The organism is Klebsiella sp. CB_Kp196 (assembly GCF_040061575.1).
In the GTDB taxonomy this organism is placed as follows: domain Bacteria; phylum Pseudomonadota; class Gammaproteobacteria; order Enterobacterales; family Enterobacteriaceae; genus Klebsiella; species Klebsiella michiganensis.
The window spans coordinates 22870-42440 of the sequence record NZ_JBEAFH010000052.1 but is presented as its reverse complement, the minus strand read 5'-3'; the positions used below and the strand labels follow the sequence as shown (position 1 = coordinate 42440).

Sequence of the window (19571 nt, the reverse complement as noted above, 5' to 3'; positions counted from 1 at the left end):
TTTTTGCTAAAACAACTAACCTGATCAGTTTAGTTAACGATCTTTTCAGACATAATCTGGTGATGAATTACGCTGGAAAAACAGGATGTAACATTGAATAGCTCGGAAGACGATTTGCTTGAAGTTGCGTGGTATTTGTCGAAGTACGGTAAATCTCAGCCACCCGTGGGACTGGGTGTTCAGAAATGGAAAGAGGCTTTTGCCTTGTTTTATCCTCGCTTTGGAGCGGGTAAAACCGCCAGCGAGTTTCACAATAGTCTGAAAAATAGTCGTGACCGTTTTGATTCCTGGCTTAGTAATGTGCGTGTCGGCTGGCTTGACGAGCAGGGGGCTCCTGCTGCGCTTTCTCATTCAGCGCAGCGTGTGCATCAGCGATTGAGTGTGCTTTCAGAGAGTGCGATTGAGCAGCGCGTTCTTTCGTTAATATCTTCTGATGGAGAGGAACAGGCACAACGTGATTGCCTTGCTATCCAGCAGGATAAAAGTATTGAAGATACTATACGCGAGCAGTTGATTGCGGCACGACTGGGGCAGGGTACCTTTCGGAAAAATTGTCTCATGCTCTATCCGGCATTCCCTGTTACGGGAACGACGTTTGCGCCGTTACTCCGTGCCAGCCATATAAAGCCGTGGGCTGCCTGCGAGAATGGGAGTGAACGTCTTGATCCTTATAATGGAATTATATTAGCTGCGCACATTGATATTCTATTTGATCAGGGATGGATTTCGTTTGAGAACGATGGGCGTTTATTAACTAGTAATGAGCTGGATATTAGTGTTAAAGAGCAGTTTTTGTTGCCGGATAAAATAAAGGCGTTTTCTGTTGAATCGTATTGTTATCTGGAGTGGCATCGGGAGAATTTACTGAGATAGTTAAGCTATAAACTATCTTCGACAGCGCTATTTTCTGAACTTACAGGTTCCAATATTGCATTGAACGCTGCCAGTAGGGCTCACTGGCTTCTGGAGCGTGCTGTGCAACCGGTAACCCTCTGCTGCTTCGGTTATAAAGCTTTTATGTGCCATGCAGCAGGATATGGTTGCCTCCAGGACTCCGTATAACCCGAGTATTTGTATCGAAGCGTGAACAAAACATTGCAGCCAGCCTTTCAACGTGGACAATAGTTATCCATACGGTGATTTTATATTCGATAAATCAATGGATTTCATTGTGTCATAGGACTGGTAATGGATGAAAATGCTTTAGGGTTTGCCTCATACTGGCGCAACTCGCTGGCAGATGCTGAGTCAGGAAAGGGCAGTTTTGAACGGAAAGACGCCAAAAATTTCACTCACTGGCATGGGATAGCGGCGGGACGTCTTGACGAAGCGATCGTCGATAAATTTTTTGAAGGAGAAAAAGACGACGTCGAAACAGTCGATGTCATCTTGCGGCCAAAGGTTTATTTCCGGTTACTGCAGCATGGAAAGGACCGTTCCGCTGGTGCGCCTGATATTGTTACCCCGATAGTGACGCCAGCCCTGTTGAGCCGTGAAGGTTTTTTATATCCGACGCCAGCGACCTCCATTCCCAGAGACCTGCTTGAACCTTTGCCAAAAGGGGCATTTTCGATTGGTGAGATTGAGCAGTATGACAAATATAAAACGACACATACGTCATTCTCTATCAACTTTGATGACAGCGTTGATAACACTGCCGAAACGGATGAAGAACGAGAAGCACGATATGCAGCCTGGCAGCAGGATTGGCGTCAATATCTGGATGATTCAGAGAGGCTACTGAAGAACGTTGTCGGCGACTGGATTAAAAATCCCGAGCAATATGAACTCGCTGAGCACGGTTATATTGTTAAAACGGCGCAATCTGGCGGCGCCAGTTTCCATATCCTTTCGCTTTATGACCACCTGCTTGTTTGCAAAAAGGATGTGCCGCTCTTCAATCGCTTCGCCTCGCGGGAGATCCAGGCAGCAGAGTCTTTACTCGCCCCGGAAGCAAAATTCAGCGACAGGCTTGGACACTCCGGGGATAAGTTCCCGCTGGCAAAGGCTCAGCGCGATGCCTTAAGCCATTTTCTTGATGCGAAGCATGGCGATATCCTTGCCGTTAACGGCCCTCCCGGAACCGGGAAAACCACGCTGGTGCTTTCTATTATCTCCACGCAGTGGGCCAGAGCGGCTCTCGAAAAAGCGGAGCCTCCGGTTATTATCGCGACTTCAACGAATAACCAGGCTGTAACGAACATTATCGAGGCGTTCGGGAAAGACTTTTCCCAGGGTACTGGTGCAATGGCGGGACGATGGTTGCCAGAGCTGAAAAGCTTCGGCGCTTATTTCCCCTCAAGCACTCGTAAAGCCGAGGCAGCCAAAAAATACCAAACTGAAGATTTCTTCAACCAGGTTGAGTCAAAAGAGTATGTAGAGAATGCACTGCTGTTTTATCTGGAGAAAGCTAAGGCAGCCTTCCCTGAAAAAGATTGTTCAACCCCTGAAAAGGTCATTGAACTCCTGCATGGCCAGTTAGTAGCAAAATCCGAACAATTGGTAAGGCTGAATGCAGCATGGCAAACGTTAAGCCAGGTTCGGGAGGCGCGAGAGCTTATTGCTAACGACATTGAGCAATATCTCGATAATTTAAATAAATTACTCTCCGGGCAAGAACAAAAAGTCACTCAGCTAAAGAGTGCTAAAGCGGAATGGAAAAAATATCGGGCCAGTGAATCACTGATCTATTCATTATTTTCCTGGCTTCCAGCGGTTCGCAGTAAGCGGCAGTACCAAATACAACTGTTTCTCGAAGATAAATTAGGCGCGCTGATTGCGGGAAATCAGTGGTCGGATCCTGAAACCATCGAACGTAATATAGATGGACTGCTCAACTCCGCTGAGCGCGAGCAAACAACATACCGGCAGCAGATTGATTCCGCCCATGAAATTGTTCTTAAAGAACAGCAGGCGGCTCAGGAATGGCAGAGGCTGGCACTTGATTTAGGACATGAGAGCGACGAGGAGCTGAGCTTCTCACAGGCAGATGAACTGGCTGATACGCAGATTCGCTTCCCTGCATTCTTACTGACCACCCACTACTGGGAAGGTCGTTGGCTAATGGATATGGCTAAGATCGATGATCTGCAAAAAGAGAAGGGCAAGAAAGGAGCTAAAGGGGTAACCGCCCGCTGGCAACGCCGAATGAAACTCACTCCATGTGTGGTCATGACCTGCTATATGCTTCCCGGCAATATGCAGATAAGTGAACACAAAGGCCAACGTAAATTCGAGAAAAGCTATTTATATGACTTCGCTGATTTACTCATTGTCGATGAAGCCGGGCAGGTGCTTCCTGAAGTGGCTGCTGCCTCGTTTGCCTTAGCTAAAAAGGCATTAGTGATTGGTGATACGGTACAGATCCCGCCAATATGGAGTATTGCTCCCGCTATTGATATAGGTAACATGCTGGCGGAAAAAATTCTGTCAGGTAGTACGCAAGAAGAGATTACTGAGAAATATACGGCAATCGCAGAGCTTGGTAAAAGCGCTGCATCTGGCAGCGTCATGAAAATAGCGCAGTATGCCTCACGCTATCAATATGATCCCGAGCTGGCTCGTGGGATGTACTTGTATGAACACCGCCGGTGCTTCGATAATATTATTGGATACTGCAATACGCTCTGCTACCACGGTAAGTTATTGCCTAAAAGAGGGCGTGAAGAGAGCAATTTAATGCCCGCAATGGGTTATCTCCATATTGATGGTAAAGGAGAGCTGGCAAGTAGTGGAAGTCGATATAATTTGCTTGAGGCTGAAACGATAGCGGCCTGGCTGACAGATAACCAGCAAGATATTGAAACGCATTACGGCAAATCGCTTCATGAGGTTGTCGGTATCGTGACGCCTTTTAGCGCGCAGGTATCGACCATCAAACAGGCGCTGGGTAAACAAGGTATCAGCACTGGCGCGAATGAAACGTCGCTCACGGTGGGCACCGTGCATTCTCTTCAGGGGGCGGAAAGAGCGATTGTTATATTCTCGCCAGTCTATTCAAAGCATGAGGATGGCGGGTTTATTGATAGCGATAACAGCATGCTGAACGTTGCTGTCTCCCGTGCGAAGGACAGTTTCCTGGTCTTCGGCGATATGGATCTGTTTGAGATCCAGCCAGCCTCATCTCCGCGGGGATTACTGGCAAAATATCTCTTTGAGTCAGAGAAGAATGCGCTCTCTTTTGATTATAAAGAGCGTAAGGATTTAAAAACTGCCGAGACCAAAATCTACACACTCCATGGTGTGGAGCAGCATGATAATTTCCTAAATCAGACGTTTGAAAATACCGGTAAACATATCACGATAGTTTCTCCATGGCTGACCTGGCAAAAACTGGAGCAAACCGGTTTTCTTGATTCCATGATTGCGGCGTGTTCACGTGGTATTAACGTCACGGTAGTTACTGACAGAAGCTACAACACTGAACATAATGATTTTGAGAAGCGAAAAGAGAAGCAGCAGAACCTCAAAGCGGCGCTGGAGAAACTGAATGCCCTTGGTATTGCGACAAAACTGGTCAATCGCGTTCATAGCAAAATTGTAATTGGTGATGATGGTTTGCTGTGCGTGGGATCATTCAACTGGTTTAGTGCGACACGTGAAGCGCGATATGAACGATACGATACATCAATGGTTTACTGTGGTGATAACCTGAAGGGCGAGATTGAGGCAATTTACAATAGCCTTGAGAGGCGTCAGGTTTAGATCAGGAATGTGATTAGCCATCTTAACAGTGTTTCCCCAGTGTAAGATGGCTGTGAGGCATTTTCAGAAGGAATTATTGTGACGACTAAAATGTGGATGATCCGCGGCGATGGCGGAAAATTGTACGATGACTTTAGGGACAAACAGGTTGTTGCAATCGGCTGGTCGCAGCTCGCTCCCTATGTGAAACCGGGATGCTCAAGAGAGCAGTTGTTTACCCGGTATCAGGAGCTTGAGCCACAGACTAAGCCAGGCACAGTTCGTTCCGGTGCTTCCCAGGTCTGGCGCTTTGTGAATGAAATGCAGAAAGGTGACTGGGCTATCACTTATTCACCTTCTAATCGGACTTATTTGATAGGGAAAATCGCCTCAGATTTTGAGTTTCATGCCGAGTGGCTTGAAGATGGCATGGGCATCGCCCGTAAAGTGAAGTGGAACGCGGAAGAGATTAAGCGCGATAGTCTGAGTGATGCAACCAGAAACACTCTTGGCTCTACGCTGACGGTTTTTCAGGTTCCTGATTTTGCCGTGAATGAATTAGTGCAGGGCAAAAAGCCTGTCTCAGATGTCGTGCCGGAAGCAATTGTTTCAGGTGAAGAGGATGAGGTTGTTTCAAATCCTCTGCGCGACATGGAGATTATCGCTTTTGAAGGTATCAAGGATCGTATCAACCGTCTCGACTGGGATGAGATGCAAAATCTGGTCGCAGGCGTGTTACGTAGTATGGGATATAAAACTCAGGTATCGCCTGCTGGTGCTGACCGTGGGAAAGATATTATTGCTTCGCCTGACGGCTTTGGGTTCGAAAATCCGCGCATTATTGTTGAGGTGAAGCACCGACGGGAACAGATGAGCAGCCAGCAAATCCGTAGCTTTATAGGTGGCCGTCATAAAGACGATCGCGGGCTATATGTCAGTACAGGCGGATTCAGCAAGGATGCGCGCTATGAAGCCAATCGTTCTACAATCCCGTTGACGCTATGGACGCTTGACGATCTGGTTCGTGCGTTAGTGGAAAACTATGAGCAAGTGGATATAGAGACTAAGCTATTAGTTCCACTCAAGAAAACGTATTTGCCTGCATGAGTTTTCGCCGCCTGTTTCTGTATAAACAGGCGGCGATGTAGGTTCTTACAATGAGGGGCGCTAAATATTCACGCGAACTGGATAGCCTAATGCACGCAAGGCTTTATTGGTTCTGCCATTTCTGGGAGGCGTATCTTCTGGCCTTGCCCAACCGACCACTTCAGCAATAGAGTTAATACCGTAATGCTGGAATTTGTACTCCTCGTCTTTGCCTGCCAGATAGAGCCTTTCCCACATTAATGAAGGCTTTCCACCGTAGAGGACATAGTTGAGCAATTCAGCAATAGTCATACCTTTTTGATTGGTTTGGCCCATGATCCATTTTGTGAATAAAACGGCGCGCTCTTCCTTATTTAAGGATGTTTTGGCTGAATAGCCAAATGTTTCAGCGCTCATTTTTATCACATGGTCCATTGTTGCATGTGTGTAAGAGAATATTTGATAGAGCTTATCCTCTGTCAATGAGTCAATATTATTTTTTGACAAGTGTTCGCGAATGTAGGGGGCGTAAATCCCAAGATGAATATCCTCATTAGACGGAGGAACTGATTGGATTTTCCACCAGGAGAGCATATTCATCAATACTGCTTGTGGGTTTTTACTATTGGTACGGTGATAATCCTCAAAAGGATAAGTATTATCTTGTTGATGAACTTTTTTATAATAGTATGCGTGTAGAAATTGATCGGTTTGCCAAAACTTTGGAGTATCTTCTGATATCCATGCAGGTCTGTAATCATTAATTTGGTCTGAGATACTCTTGATGATTGAAAATGTGCTTTCCCATTCTTTATGGAAACTCTCTTTCCTTCTATCTTTAGTTTTTTTGTTATCAAAAAAATTCACGCCACCCCATTCAGGTATTTTCCGCTTTTTGATAAGCTCTCGTTCTTTTTTCTCTAATTCGACTTTTAGTTTTAATAATTGTCTTTGTTCATCAATAATCTCTTTACTAAGATCAACGCAAGAGTCAAGTGATGCTAAGTTATCGAAGAATTCCTCTAACTGTTCAATTAAATTAGAACTGTATAAATCACTCTCAGTGAAGAAAATACCGGCTTCTATATTCGAGTACCATGCACGCTCAGTTAAATTAGCTGAACCAATATAAGCGCCATATCCCTTCCACCAAATAACTTTGCTGTGCAGGCGATCTGGTATAAGTTTACAAAAAATATTATTTTTAACGTTTGCGAGAAGTTTTGATAAAAATGCAGGCGATACAGGAACTGTATGATCATATCGCATCCAAATATCAAGTCGGTGATGGTTTTTTATACAATGCTCGAGGAGCGTGGTTTTATCATCTCCATAAGCAATGGCGGCAACAACACCATCAATTTCTTTACCAGGAGGGGGTAAACATGATCTAAAAAACTCTCCATTTAATCCGTTAGCAATAAGTTTCATTATTATTTTACCGGGAAGTTATTTCATAAAATAAATGTATTTAGGATGATGTTATATTAAATAAAAATAATATGGGCATTAACATGCCGAGAAATGTGATCCATTCCTCGGTATGTCTTAATTTACCCCCAACGCCTTATAAACCGCGTCCACAGGTTCAGAGTAAAAACTGACCTGGAATTTGGTAAACAACTCGGCTGGCACAGTCGGGATATCTACCGCGGAAGACATCGGCAGAAGTACCTTTTTCGCGCCGCTATCGAAAGCAAGTTGTAAGCTAGCCGCCAGATCCTGAACAGGGTTGATTACTCCACCGAGCGTCATGCTACCTAACACGACCATTTGTTCCTGAACGGGTTTCGCCAGTAAAACGGAACACAGGGCAATAAGTGCCGCAAGGCTGGTAGAAGTACTTGGTCCAGTATTATGCAATTCGACTACGTGCAGGTGGTACTCATGTTCAGAAAATTTTGCTGTTGCGCTAACACGGCTGAGGTTGCCTTTGAAATAGTCAAATCCAACCCGGATAGCTTCCTTAGCAGAGGTACTTGATCCCAGACCAGAAACGCTATGCTTACCATTACCAGCGGTCATCTGAGTTTCGAAGCGGTACAGACCCGTCATGCCACTTTCCGCTTGCGTCACTAAATGCACTACGCCTGGCTTTGGCATGCCAGCAGGAATTAATTCGCTGCCTCCCTGTTCTGGCACGCTGACGAAGAATTCTTCCAGCGTCTCGTTATCGATGTAGCTGAAATTCACATCGAAGAACTCCAGACCGCCCAGCTTTTTAAGCTGTTCTTTGACTCGACGACGGGCTTCCATGGCGTAGGTCAGGCAAACACGGACATCTTCTTTACTGTAAGAACCATTGGGATGAAGAAGTTTCAATAGACCAGAAACCGTGCGCCTTACCGCGATAACATCTCGCTGGTTGAGGTTATTACCCAGCTTATAGAACTTATCAATCGCATCGGAGAAGCTGCGTTTGCGCATTTCCCGCATGTATTCGGCGAGATAATCTGTGATAAGGCCGTAGCGGTTGGTAAAGAATTCCGGGCGCATTTTCGGGATTTCCCAGCCGGGAATATAGGCGTGGAAGCGGTCGAAAAACGCCGTATCGATCATCGCGGCAGGGAAGGGTGCTAACAAATGGCTGGTTTTGACTAACGTCTCAACGCTCTGATTGATGTTGCCGACGAACACCATTGATGCTTTGCCTTCAATCGAATCTCTGCCGCGGGAAAACGAGCCAGACGCCATGTAATCCTTCATGATTTGCACGCCGTCTTTGTCTTTGAAAGTGATCCCAGCCACTTCATCAAACGCGACCACATCCCACATGCCGACCAGGCCAATCTGGCGGCTGGCCATGTTGTAAAACAGGTTTGCTACCGTGGTTTGTCCGCCGGAAACTAGCAGTGAGTTTGGCGAACACTCTTTATAGACGTGGCTTTTACCGGTACCGCGTGGGCCCAGTTCGCAGACGTTATAGTTATTTTCCACGAAAGGGATCATGCGGGTGATCAGGTGCCATTTAGTTCGTTGCTCAATGTTGGCAGGTTCCATACCCACGGAACGTAGCAGGACGTCAATCCACTGGTCGCGGTTGAAGTGCGTACGTGCGGTAAATACCTCTTCCATGTCCATATTGGGCATCTGGATAGGTTTAAGCGTCATCAGAGAGAAGGGCGACGTTTTTTGTCCTTCCTCAAAGAAGTAGTTCACGGTAATCATGCACCAGATGCCGCCGGTCAACAGTTTTTCGTTGTCCTTGACCATCTGCGGTGGAACCAGTGCATCTTTAATGCCGAGGTTGGAGAGCTGGGCTTCGTAAACGTCTTTTTTCTGATTGAGCTTTACCGACACTTTATCGATGATCTTGTAGGATCCTCGCTCACGAATGAGCGATTTCACCTTCTCTGCTTCATCAGGGCGGACGTAGTTATCAGCCAGAATGCGCTTAACATTCTGCAAGCCTTGCTCAACGATCTGGTCATCGTCAGAAGCGCAGTACATACCGAGCAGATACTCCAGCACATAGACCGGGACGTTAGCCCCTTCTTTGAGCTGCTTGGTCAGATCTTTACGCACCACCCGACCGCGAAAATGCTGATTCAGTAAGGCGTCCAGATCGTAACCTTCTGCGACGAGTTCCCCGTCGGATACAGCTGGAACGGGTAAGTCATGATGGGTTTGCATATCGCCTCACTTAAAAGAAATCATCCTGAAATGCCAAGTCGATAATCACAGGGTACTTCTGGTAACCCGTTTCCGTTTGTGCATCTTCCAGTATCAGCCAGTATTCATTACGGCGATTGAAATTCGCGCCTATCAGCTTCAGCGTAACGTCACGCACGCGTTTTTCCATTGTGTTGTTATCGCTGTCAAAGCAGATTCGCTCTTTACCGGATACCACATTATTGGCGTAGTCGACGATGAAGATATTCAAGGTGCGCGGTTCGTATAACTCACCTACCGGATGGGTTTGCAGCAGGCTGACTTTATCAATGTTATTGACGAGTTTGATCAGCGGATGGTAATTCACGATATCTACCGGACGACGCTGAGGTTGCTTCTCGGCAGCGGTTTTCTGCAGCGCTTTCACCTGCAATACGGGAACGCAGACTTCCTGCAGCATGGCACCACCATGCACAAATCGCGCGCCGCCCGAGAAATGGAAACGCTGGATCCCTTTCGGGATCAGGAACTCGCTGTTATCGCTGACGCCTGCGGTATCCGCCACTTTTCCTTTCCAACAAAAATCATCGGCAGGAAGCTGGTGGCCGATAATAAAGCGCTTGTGGTTTTTAATCGTATTGTCTGGCTTGATCTGCAGCGTGGTTTTATCCTGCCCGGAAAGGGGCTGCTGCTGGAACAGGAAACCATGGTCCGCCGTGACTATAATGCGTGTACCATGAAGACGGTTTATTACACGGGTCACTAAATCCTTCAGTTCAACCACCGCGTTGCGGCACGCTTCGAAGGTCTTCTCTTCCGTAGATGCGCTGTCACCCATGGCATCAATGGTGTTATGCCAGATATAGACGACTTCGTAATCGCGAATCAGATCCCGTCCTTCCTGATTTTTCCATTTCAGAAGATCGTCGGATTTTACTGCCATCCCTTTATATTTCTTCAGAATGGTATCGCGGTTAGGCGTACCTGAGGTGGATAACCCGTCCGCATAAACGATGTCACCATTACCCGCTTGGTAGCATATCTCGTCATGAGGCAGCAATGCAGCCATACCCAACTGGGTATAGCTGGGTAACACCCCTAACTGTGAACGCAGTTCGGCAGTAAAGCGTTTTTCGGTATTGATCTGGTTGCTCAGCTCTTCTGCCACTTCATAACGCAGCGCATCGGAGATAATCACGAACACGCGCTTGATTTGTGGATTATTAAACTGCGGCTTAACTACCTCATTGTAGAAGTTGTGCTGCCGTGGAACGCCCGCAATACGCCACTCCTGCATACGGTTTTCGGCTTCCAGAACCTTATTCCAGCTCCGGCTTAATTCTGCCAGGTACCAGTTGGAATATAGCGCTTCGATATAGTCATCCAGGCTTTTCAGGATCATTGCGCCTTTGCTGTGAACCAACAGCGCGTATTCGTTAAACAGGCGGTAGGCCTGGTCAAAGCGGAACAGCTCCTCGCAGTACGCTTTCCAGAACGTTGCGCTGTCCTGATAGTGGAAACCATCAATATGACGATTACGCAGATTCAGCAGCCGCTCAGCCTGACGAAGCGCGTCATAGATGGCGTAGTATTCCTGACGAGTCTGGCACCAGTATTTGCTCTGGCGTTCGGACAGAAGCTTTTTGAAGGCTTCACGGTCAAGCGTGGTGCTCTCTTCCAGAAGTTGCGTCACCAGCGCATGAATAACGGTCTGTTCAATGCTCAGCGTGGTTTCGCATTCGTGCAGATCATACGGCGAGCTGAGACGGTACTGGTCTTCTGGTCGCAGCGCATCCTGCATCTGCTGTGCGCAATAATCATAGGCTTCTTTGTAGCGACGGTCGGCGCGCCAGGTGACCATAAAGGCCAGCGCGGAGGCTCTGCCTGACGGCGTGGTCAGTACGTTTTTTTCCAGCCATTCACGTTTCTGCGGGTCTGCCTGCGCGGAGAGATCGGTACAGAATAGCTTTAGGATGAGGTTTTCAAGCGAAGGATGCTCGGCCTGATAGCCCATTTCCTGATTCAGAATGTCCCACAGCACGCCTTCCAGGTTGTGGCGTTTCAGCATTGCCAGCGTGTTTTCCAGGTCGCTGTCGTCATCTTTCTGCTGATTAACGTATTGGGTAATCAGGCTGAACAGAATCTCTTCCGTTTTTGCTGTTTTTACGCCAGCGATGACCGCAACCATCTTCTTATCAAGAGAGGCTTCATTTTCCTGCTCAGTCACTAGGCCTTTTAAGGCAGCAAGACGTTTAGTGCTGAAAAATGCCTTCCGGCGTTGTATATGCTCACGTAGGCCAAGCTGCGGAATGCCTAACGTATTCAACGTAATGGCGGCGAAATCGGCATGGAACTCCGTACTGTAAAGACGAATATCCAGCAGCCAGTCGAACTCTTTGGGAGGCACGTCGTGGGGGAACCACAGCAAAAACTGCTGTTCAGGCTCATCAATTTCAATGCGTTTTTTAACCGCAAGCTGTGACTGGTCGGTCATATCGAGCAGCGTGATGTTCTCCAGTTCGAGATTACCCAGCTCTTCGAGGAAACGCTTATCGGGATCGTGCCAGAAAACGATGCGATGTTCGGCGAATTTTGCTTTAAGGCCGGCAATAAATTCCTGATTTTGCAAGGTCACAATCCCATGTTGATTCGGTAAGTTCGAAGATGTCTGAACGCCTGGAAACCGTGTTCCGCGTTCTGACACAAAGCCGCATTTTATCATGAACTGGAGGTGACGGATGCCTGAATAAGGCTGGTTTCCCGTATCGAGATCACCACCGGGCTAAAGCCCGGTGGTGTGGGAAGGTATGCTATCTGACTTACATCACCTCAGGCGCATTGCCGGTAATGGCTTTCACATCCGCCAGCAGATCGCCAAACTTACCGTAGTTAACCTTAACGCCGTCGTCGAGATCAATACTGATTCTCATATCAGCATAGTGACGCAGGCGATCGTCGAAGCTGCGCAGCTCATTGAATTTCTTGCTCAGATTGTCGCGATCGCGCTTCAAACGGGTGGCTTCGCCGCCGGAGGCACCATCGACCTGTTCGTTCAGGCGGTCAATATTGGCCTGATAGCGCGCCAGCAGCGGCACCACATATTCGGTACGCATTCTCGCCAGTGTGGCGTCGTTGTAGCGATGCAGATAGACCAGGCACTCAAACGCTTTTTCTTTACCGGAGCTGAACAGCCAGTAGATCGGGCGCTTTTTGTACATCTTCAGATGATCTTTCCAGAACTGGGTGGAAAGATAGCGACGGATGGTGTCCAACGCAGACTCACCTTTTTTCGGCTTGATCGCGTATAAACACAGACTTTCAGCGATAAAGTCGAGGTTTTCCTGCAAATGCTCTTCGCCCCAGACGGTGCGCACAAACTCTTTGACGCGAGAGGTGACGTCATCGTCAAACCATTCGTCATCCATCAGCGGCAGGATACCGTCGTTGTCGGCAGGGAAGGTTTTGTAGGCGCCTTCAGCGACCAGTTCAGTAAAACCTTTGTTACCTTCGTGGGCGTAGACCAGGCTTTCACGATCGAGGGAGTAGCGGCCCATCATGCAGCCGATGGTGTAACTTAAGATATCTATAGTGATATCCGTGTAATACTTATTGGTTAGGACTGTATGATCTTGAATATTTTTATATCGATAGTTTGGGTTACATAATAGTGTTATTTCACTTTGCAATACAGCTTTAATTACAGTTTTGTCTAGTCGTAATTTATCTATAAAAATATTATTTATAGTGTTTTCTATTAGGAGAAGAGTTTCGACTAACTTGATATTTGTATTGATTTTTTGTTTATAGATTTTCCGTAGCAATTGAGTTGAATTGTGTTCAAATAATGGTGAGCAAACATAATCCCATGATTGCTCTTGAGAGTCCCAGTCATTTTTAGCTATTTCAATAGCATTGGTGACTAATTCGATAATTTCATCTTCAATTTCTGGATATGGTACTGAGGCTAATTCACCACTAGTAAAGCTAAGTGTGGGGGATAGAATTGATAAATAATGGTTTACAACCGGAGTGCACATTAGTCCCGCAGCGTAAAGCAACTCATTTTTGTTATTTGAAAAGCCGCAACGGCCTGTATCATCAAAAACAAACCCTTCTGGACGATATCTCACGCAAAAATTACCTTGGCTTATTTTTGACCAGGTTATACCTTCTCTAAAGTAATATTCATCATTTCTTACGGCAGAGCGAGTTTTTCCATTCTCAAATTTAAAATTTCGTATTTCGTATCCATTATTTTCCCAATTTACAACTATTTCGTTATTACCGTACCACTTTCGATATTCACCTCCACTACTACAAGGAAACCATTTGATATTATGAATGTCGATTTTTGTATTTGACTCTTTATTTGTGATAAGAGTTTTTTCTATTGAAACCTCGTGCCAATATCTTTGAAATTTAATGTTATCACCGGTGGACATACCTGCTTTTAATGATATTTTTTCTCCAAGTTTTTTATGATGGCGAAAAGATAATAGACTCGGCAAGTCTATCCAATATGCTATTGGCATTCCTGGTATGTTTTTAAAATCGTGCTGTTTAAATTTCTCAAATATATTTTTCCTTAGAAGTAGATTGCTTTTTTTTACTTCTTCCTTACCATCTATAAGTCTAAAAAATACAGGCTGGTAACGTTCGGAGTGTTGGTTTTTAATCACCCAAGCAGTTGTCTGTACAACCTCTCCAGAAATTTGTCCAAAAGCTCGAGCCCCCAAATGTAACATCGTGATAAATGTTTTATTGTCCAGTAACCAACCGCGTAGTGCTTCATAACTAGACAAGAACATCCATGACTGCATATTAATTTGCGCATTAAATCCATTTTCTTTAAGCAAAGAGAATGCATATTGCATAAACATTGCGAACAAATCAGACTTACTGTCCGGGAAATTATTTCTGGCAAATTCCTTCAGGTCACTATTCATTCCTTTACTACCCATATAGGGCGGATTCGCCACCACCGCGTCATACTGTTGTGCCAGTATCCACGCCTGCTGAATATACGGAATAAACGCCTTCGCTGCGGCTTTCTGCTGAAAATCGCCTTCCAGCTCAAGACGGTACAACGCATCGAGAAACGCCTTCAGTTCCGCTTCTTCTTCCTGCGGCACCTGAATCAGCGAGCCCAGCGTTTTGGCATTCACAAAGCGCTTCAGCGTGCGCATCAGCAGCTGATATTCTGCACTGTCGGTATGGGCTAATGCGGTATTTTCGGCAAACATATCTCCCATGCTGCCAGTCTGGTTTTGCTGGTGGAAGTTCAGCTGCTGCCACAGTTTAGCAATATCCAGATGCAGGCTTTCCTGCAGGGAGACAATATTCAGGCGCACGTCGCGGGTGAATATCCGGCGGTCATCCTGACGGGCCATCATTAATAATGCAAAGCCGGAAAGCTGGGCAGCACGGTCGTCGATATCGAGACCAAAAACATTATTTTCCAGAATCAGCTGTGGAATATCCCGAGCGCGATAGCCGCGCTCTTCGTAGATATTTTTCAGCACGTTATAGGCTTCAATCAGAATATGTCCGGAGCCGCAGGCCGGGTCGAGCACCTTGATGCTTTCCGGTTCAATGCTGGCAGGCGTAATGGCTGCCAGTTGTGCCTGCACTTCCGGCGTCTGTTCGGCTGGCTCAATGTAGTAGTCCATTTTGCCTTTCAGCGGCGAATCCGGGTAGGTCTGCAACCACTGGCGACCGACGGAGTTCTGCACCAGATACTGCACAATCCAGTTCGGGGTAAACAACTGGGTGGCGGCAGGAATATCTTCGCTCTTTACTACCTTGCCAATAACCGCATCTTTTTTCTCAGAGATATAGAACTGATACAGCCAGCCGATAACCTCAACATCATGCCAGTCTTCTTCCGGAATACCGTCCACCAGACCGCGCAGAATCGAGTCAGTACGGGTCAGGTTATCCGGCATTAGAAGTTCAGCTTCATCGTCGACTGCTTCAAACAGGAACGGCATCGCACGGTGCAGGGCGTGGCACTGCGCCAGCAGCAGTTCACGGTAGATAGCTTCGTCCTGGTTGCCGGAAAGTTTCATTTCGACCAGCAGCGCCTTTTTCTCCGGCAGTAGCGCTTCCGCCACTTCCGGCACATGGTCCAGCACTTCAAAGCCGGTTGGATTATCCGGGTGCGAGAGCATACGGAAGCCGTGGTCAAGGTAGCCGTGGATTTCCATATAACGAATGGCACACAGGCGGTTGAACCAGGTGTAGGCACAGTGTTCAACCAGTACGTCAAAGCCCTGCTCGTGGGCGCGTTTTACCAGACGATCGCGGCGGGTGAGGGTGGATTTGGGGTGGTCGAACTGGCCATAGCGCACGGTTTCGCCGACGATCTCGACATCTGCAATCTGCAGATTGCCTTTTTTATCGGTGGCAATCCCCAATGTGGTCAGCTTCTGGATCACCGCATCGCGGAACTGGTTACGAGCCTGTGGAGCATATTTTTTGATGTTATTGGTATTCATAGAAAATCCTGCAAAGGGCAGCAGAACGCTGCCCTGAAATGGGGGTTACTGAAGACGGATCCGGTCACCTGCCTCAATGGCTGCCAACAGGGCAGCACGAAGCGTATCCAGCGCTTTTTCCACCTGCTCGGCGGTTTCCAGCACTTCACCACCGGTGGCTTTGCGCATCTCGCTGGCGACATTCACCAGATGTGTTTTTTTCGGTACCGGTTGGATAACGGGTTTTTCTACCACAACATAGGTCTGTTGTGATTCTGCAGCGCGTGTAGCTTCATTCGCTGCTCGTAGCTGGGCTTCCTGCTTTTTACGCAGCTCGTCGATCCACTGGTTAATCTTCTTCTCAGCATCCGTTTGCAGCGCTTTCGTCTCTTGCTGTTCCGCCAGAATTTCCGGAATCGAATGGCTGACCTCAGCGCGTTTTCTGGCTTTCTGCATCGGCAGCAGAACGCTGTTTTGCAGCTCCGATGTGGCATGCGCTTCCTGCAAGCGTTGACGACTCTCTTCGATGCGGGCGTCAATACGTTCCAGAGCGTGCTGGCGGTGCTGTTCAACTAACTGATGGTTAACGTTCTGAACCTGTTCAATCAGCGGCGTGATGCGATTGAGATGCTTGTAAGGCTCCGGCATCTGCCAGATGTTTTCCAGCTCACCTAACGCTTTTACCGCCACAGCGTCTTTTTCCAGTGCGCTGCGGTTGGATTTAAAGCTTCCGTTCAGCGCAGCCCCCAGCTTTTGCCAGGTGGAGAACTGCTTGCGGTAGAAATCGACCAAATCTTCGCGATCTTCGCTGAAATCCAGCAATTCGTTTGCCTGGGTGGTGACCTTCTCAATCAGAGCAAACTCTTCTTTTTCGCTAAGAATGGAATTCAGCAGGCGCAGACCTGATTCAATCTCATTTTTGCCTGGATTGTTTCCACCTTCAGCTTTCGCTCTGAAGACATTCAGCTCTTGCTTCCAGTCGTCGAAGACCTGACGGATATGTTCGACCAGTGCGGGTTCTTCACGTTCGCTAAACGGCTGTTGGGCAATCTCCGCCATGGTTTGGGCGGCTTTGCGAATTTGTGATTCGTCGTGACGACGAATTTTGTGCAGACGCAGCTCGCTGTGGCGACGACTGTTATTGAACAACTCCCACACCTGCTTACGCTCGATATTATTATTTTGCTGGCTGAAGCTGAATTTGCCTTTGCGTGCCAGGCGAGCAACCAGCAGCTTCACTTCTTCTTCTGGCCATCCATAAGGACGACGGGCAAAGTGGTTGAGAATATCGCGTAAATAGACCGGTTTATTGAATTCAATGTTCATGCTGACCCAGGTTTCCACTTCACGCATCGCGTCAGGATTGGATTCCTCCAGTTCGCCCAGATCCAACTCCGCATCATTCTCCACCGTTAGCAGTGCATGGATTTCACGTGCGATATCGCCGTTGAATGGACGCAGCATTTTCAGCTTGGCAAACGTGTTTTCAATCACATAGCGGCAGGCTTCATCCACGATGCTGGACGGCGTCGAAGATTTCTTCGGTAAGCGCTCGCCAATCGCCCAGACGTCTGCTTCGGCAATAAGCGACTCTAGCTGGACGCGCAGCATTTTTTCGCGAACGCTGTTCTCGCGAGCTTTTTCTGAAAGCAGGCTGGCCTGTTCCGGGCGTTGTCCGGCGTTGTCCTTGAGGAATTTTTCGGTCTGAACGACTAAATCAATGTCGGTCCAAGTGCGCCCCTCCTCAGGGAGGCGAATCAAAATACAGCCATCACCCTCCGAAGTATAAGGACGGCAGGCGGCATCGCTGTTATAGAACGTATAGGTCGGATCTTTTGGCGTGAGGATTTTCACCACCAGATCGTTAAGCATCGCGCCGTCCAACGGGTGCCCGTTCAGGAAGCGGCTGATATCAAAATCCTGCTTATTCGCCGGGTAGCGATACTTCCGGTTTTTTAGAATGTCATCAAAGATGATCGATGCCAGTTTTTTATTGATTGCAGAGAAATCGACTTCGACATTGCGGATCTCGTTTTCGATCTCTTTTTCTTCGTTGGTCAGGAACACGTATTTGTCTTCAACACGTGCAATCAACATTTCCCGTTCCAGCTTGTTCAGGCTTGTTTCAACGCGACGGCGCAGATCGACTTTATCAGCATCGATTTTATCAATGGAAAGGGTGACCAGATTATCGAGTGTACTCTTCAGCACATCGACATAGCGGATCAGGAACAGCGTTTTCAGTAAGTTGCCATCGAACTCATCAAGAATGCCATTCTGACAGGCCTGAGTGATGGTACGGCTGACCGCCGGTTCGAGGAAGCTTTCAATCGCGGCATAGAAACGCCAGAACGGCACCAGAGAATCCAGACCTTGCGGGGCGATCTGCTGTGCCGCAGTCTGGAATGCTTCTAACTGTGAGCGTTCACCCATGGCTAACTGTTTACCGGCGGCACCTTTGGTCCGAATAGACTCAAAAACCTTCTGCAGAATTTGGTAGTGCCACGGGACAAAGGGGTAGTTATCAATAAATTCTTCTTCGCTGGTGTAGGGGCGCAAAGAAGCGGTGGTTGTAGGATCAAAGGCAAGCTGGTTGCGCAGAATGTCGCCTTTTTCCTGCCAGACTTTCGCCAGCGCGGGTTTTGCAGCATCGGTTTTCACCAGCAAACGTTTTTGGATAACTTCGGATGTGTTGGAGCTTGAAAGCTGCAGGCGAGTTGAAAAGCGGCCCTGGATTTTAGAGAAGTCTTGTCCATCGCGGCTGCTCATCCCACCAATGGCCGCATTGATATCTGCCTGGGAGGTAACAATAACCCATGCGCGTCCACCGCAGATCACACCTAGGTTTTCAGTGATAGTCTGTAGCTTCAACATCATCTGCGTATTTTTACCGATGAACTGGCCGACCTCATCCACCATGAAGAGGATATTTTTGCCGTTTTCATCCAGCCACTCTTTGACCCACTGGCAAAAATTATTGATATCTAATGGGAAGTTCTTATCCAGCTGTTCCACCCATTGACGCGAGGCGTCAACGCTTTGACCTGTGGCCTGGCTTAGGGCTTCTGCCATTTCATCGCTGATGAAATAGTAGGAATCGCGCTCTTTTTCCCAGCTTGAACCAGTGATAGTGGAGAATGCGGTCTTAAACACGTCGTATTGGCCGCGTTTTGCCAGCTCACGCTCCAGATGGGCGATGTGCGGAAAATCAGCGCAGTAGCCAACCCGTTCGTTAAACACCTTCAGGAAGACTTTAAGGATGGCATCTTCTTTGTCATCGACGTTAGCACGAGAATCAATATTGAACAGAATCACTTCCGTCGGATGATGGACCGCTTTGTTGATATCAGCGAGGAACAGAGCATCTTTGATTTTGTCTTCAAAGAAGGAGTATGCATTACGTTCTGTACCGTTATGACTGACTTTGCGGTTAGACAACAGATACGACAGGATCTTGATAAAGTGTGATTTACCTGAGCCAAAGAACCCTGAAACCCATACGCCAATTTTGTTTTCCATGCGTACGCGCTCCGGACCGGTTGCCGGAACATAAGATTCGAAGAAATGGCGAAGATGTCCTTCCAGTTCCCGGGTGATGACGTATTCATCAAGCTCAATCCAGGCACTGGCATCGTCCGTCTGTTCGGCTTTCACAACGCCATTAATATTTCGGTCCAGACGTTTCTCAAAGATCTGTTCAATATTCATTGCTGT

General features: G+C 47.5%; 8 protein-coding genes. 3 read left to right on the top strand and 5 right to left on the bottom strand.

The features are described from left to right. Positions 1-93: 93 nt before the first annotated feature. From ABLU87_RS17605 to ABLU87_RS17595, 3 genes are all read left to right on the top strand, one after another. The gene (locus ABLU87_RS17605) at positions 94-873 is read left to right on the top strand and encodes an HNH endonuclease (protein WP_122117204.1); all 780 of its coding nucleotides are present in this window, start codon (positions 94-96) and stop codon (positions 871-873) included. A gap of 315 nt (positions 874-1188) precedes the next feature. Next, positions 1189-4704 carry an AAA domain-containing protein gene (locus ABLU87_RS17600; protein WP_122117203.1) on the top strand — a complete coding sequence of 1172 codons (3516 nt, stop codon included), beginning with the start codon at positions 1189-1191 and terminating at the stop codon, positions 4702-4704. Positions 4705-4800: 96 nt separating this feature from the next. Then, complete coding sequence (locus tag ABLU87_RS17595; RefSeq protein WP_122117228.1) at positions 4801-5790, top strand: restriction endonuclease; 990 nt, start codon at positions 4801-4803, stop codon at positions 5788-5790. Positions 5791-5850: 60 nt separating this feature from the next. Here ABLU87_RS17595 and ABLU87_RS17590 read toward each other — a convergent pair whose 3' ends face one another. The 5 genes from ABLU87_RS17590 to brxC form a co-directional block, all read right to left on the bottom strand. After that, complete coding sequence (locus ABLU87_RS17590) at positions 5851-7200, bottom strand: phospholipase D-like domain-containing protein (protein WP_117029420.1); 1350 nt, start codon at positions 7198-7200, stop codon at positions 5851-5853. 117 nt (positions 7201-7317) lie between these two features. Next, a complete protein-coding gene (brxL, locus tag ABLU87_RS17585; protein ID WP_196942035.1) occupies positions 7318-9402 on the bottom strand; it encodes a protease Lon-related BREX system protein BrxL in 2085 nt (694 codons plus the stop codon). A gap of 10 nt (positions 9403-9412) precedes the next feature. Continuing rightward, positions 9413-12010: a BREX-1 system phosphatase PglZ type A gene (gene pglZ / locus ABLU87_RS17580; RefSeq protein WP_196942034.1), complete on the bottom strand. Its 2598-nt coding sequence runs from the start codon at positions 12008-12010 to the stop codon at positions 9413-9415. Positions 12011-12200: 190 nt separating this feature from the next. Beyond that, positions 12201-15878, bottom strand: coding sequence for a BREX-1 system adenine-specific DNA-methyltransferase PglX (pglX, locus tag ABLU87_RS17575; RefSeq protein WP_196942033.1), 3678 nt, complete (start codon positions 15876-15878; stop codon positions 12201-12203). 45 nt (positions 15879-15923) lie between these two features. Next, complete coding sequence (gene brxC, locus ABLU87_RS17570) at positions 15924-19565, bottom strand: BREX system P-loop protein BrxC (RefSeq protein ID WP_196942032.1); 3642 nt, start codon at positions 19563-19565, stop codon at positions 15924-15926. Positions 19566-19571: the final 6 nt, after the last annotated feature.

What these genes read in the sequence shown, in the direction of transcription:
- ABLU87_RS17600 (WP_122117203.1), top strand. Translation starts at nt 1,189, where the DNA reads ATGGATGAAAATGCTTTAGGGTTTGCCTCATACTGGCGCAACTCGCTG.
- ABLU87_RS17595 (WP_122117228.1), top strand. Translation starts at nt 4,801, where the DNA reads ATGATCCGCGGCGATGGCGGAAAATTGTACGATGACTTTAGGGACAAA.
- ABLU87_RS17590 (WP_117029420.1), bottom strand. Translation starts at nt 7,200, where the DNA reads ATGAAACTTATTGCTAACGGATTAAATGGAGAGTTTTTTAGATCATGT.
- brxL (WP_196942035.1), bottom strand. Translation starts at nt 9,402, where the DNA reads ATGCAAACCCATCATGACTTACCCGTTCCAGCTGTATCCGACGGGGAA.
- pglX (WP_196942033.1), bottom strand. Translation starts at nt 15,878, where the DNA reads ATGAATACCAATAACATCAAAAAATATGCTCCACAGGCTCGTAACCAG.
- brxC (WP_196942032.1), bottom strand. Translation starts at nt 19,565, where the DNA reads ATGAATATTGAACAGATCTTTGAGAAACGTCTGGACCGAAATATTAAT.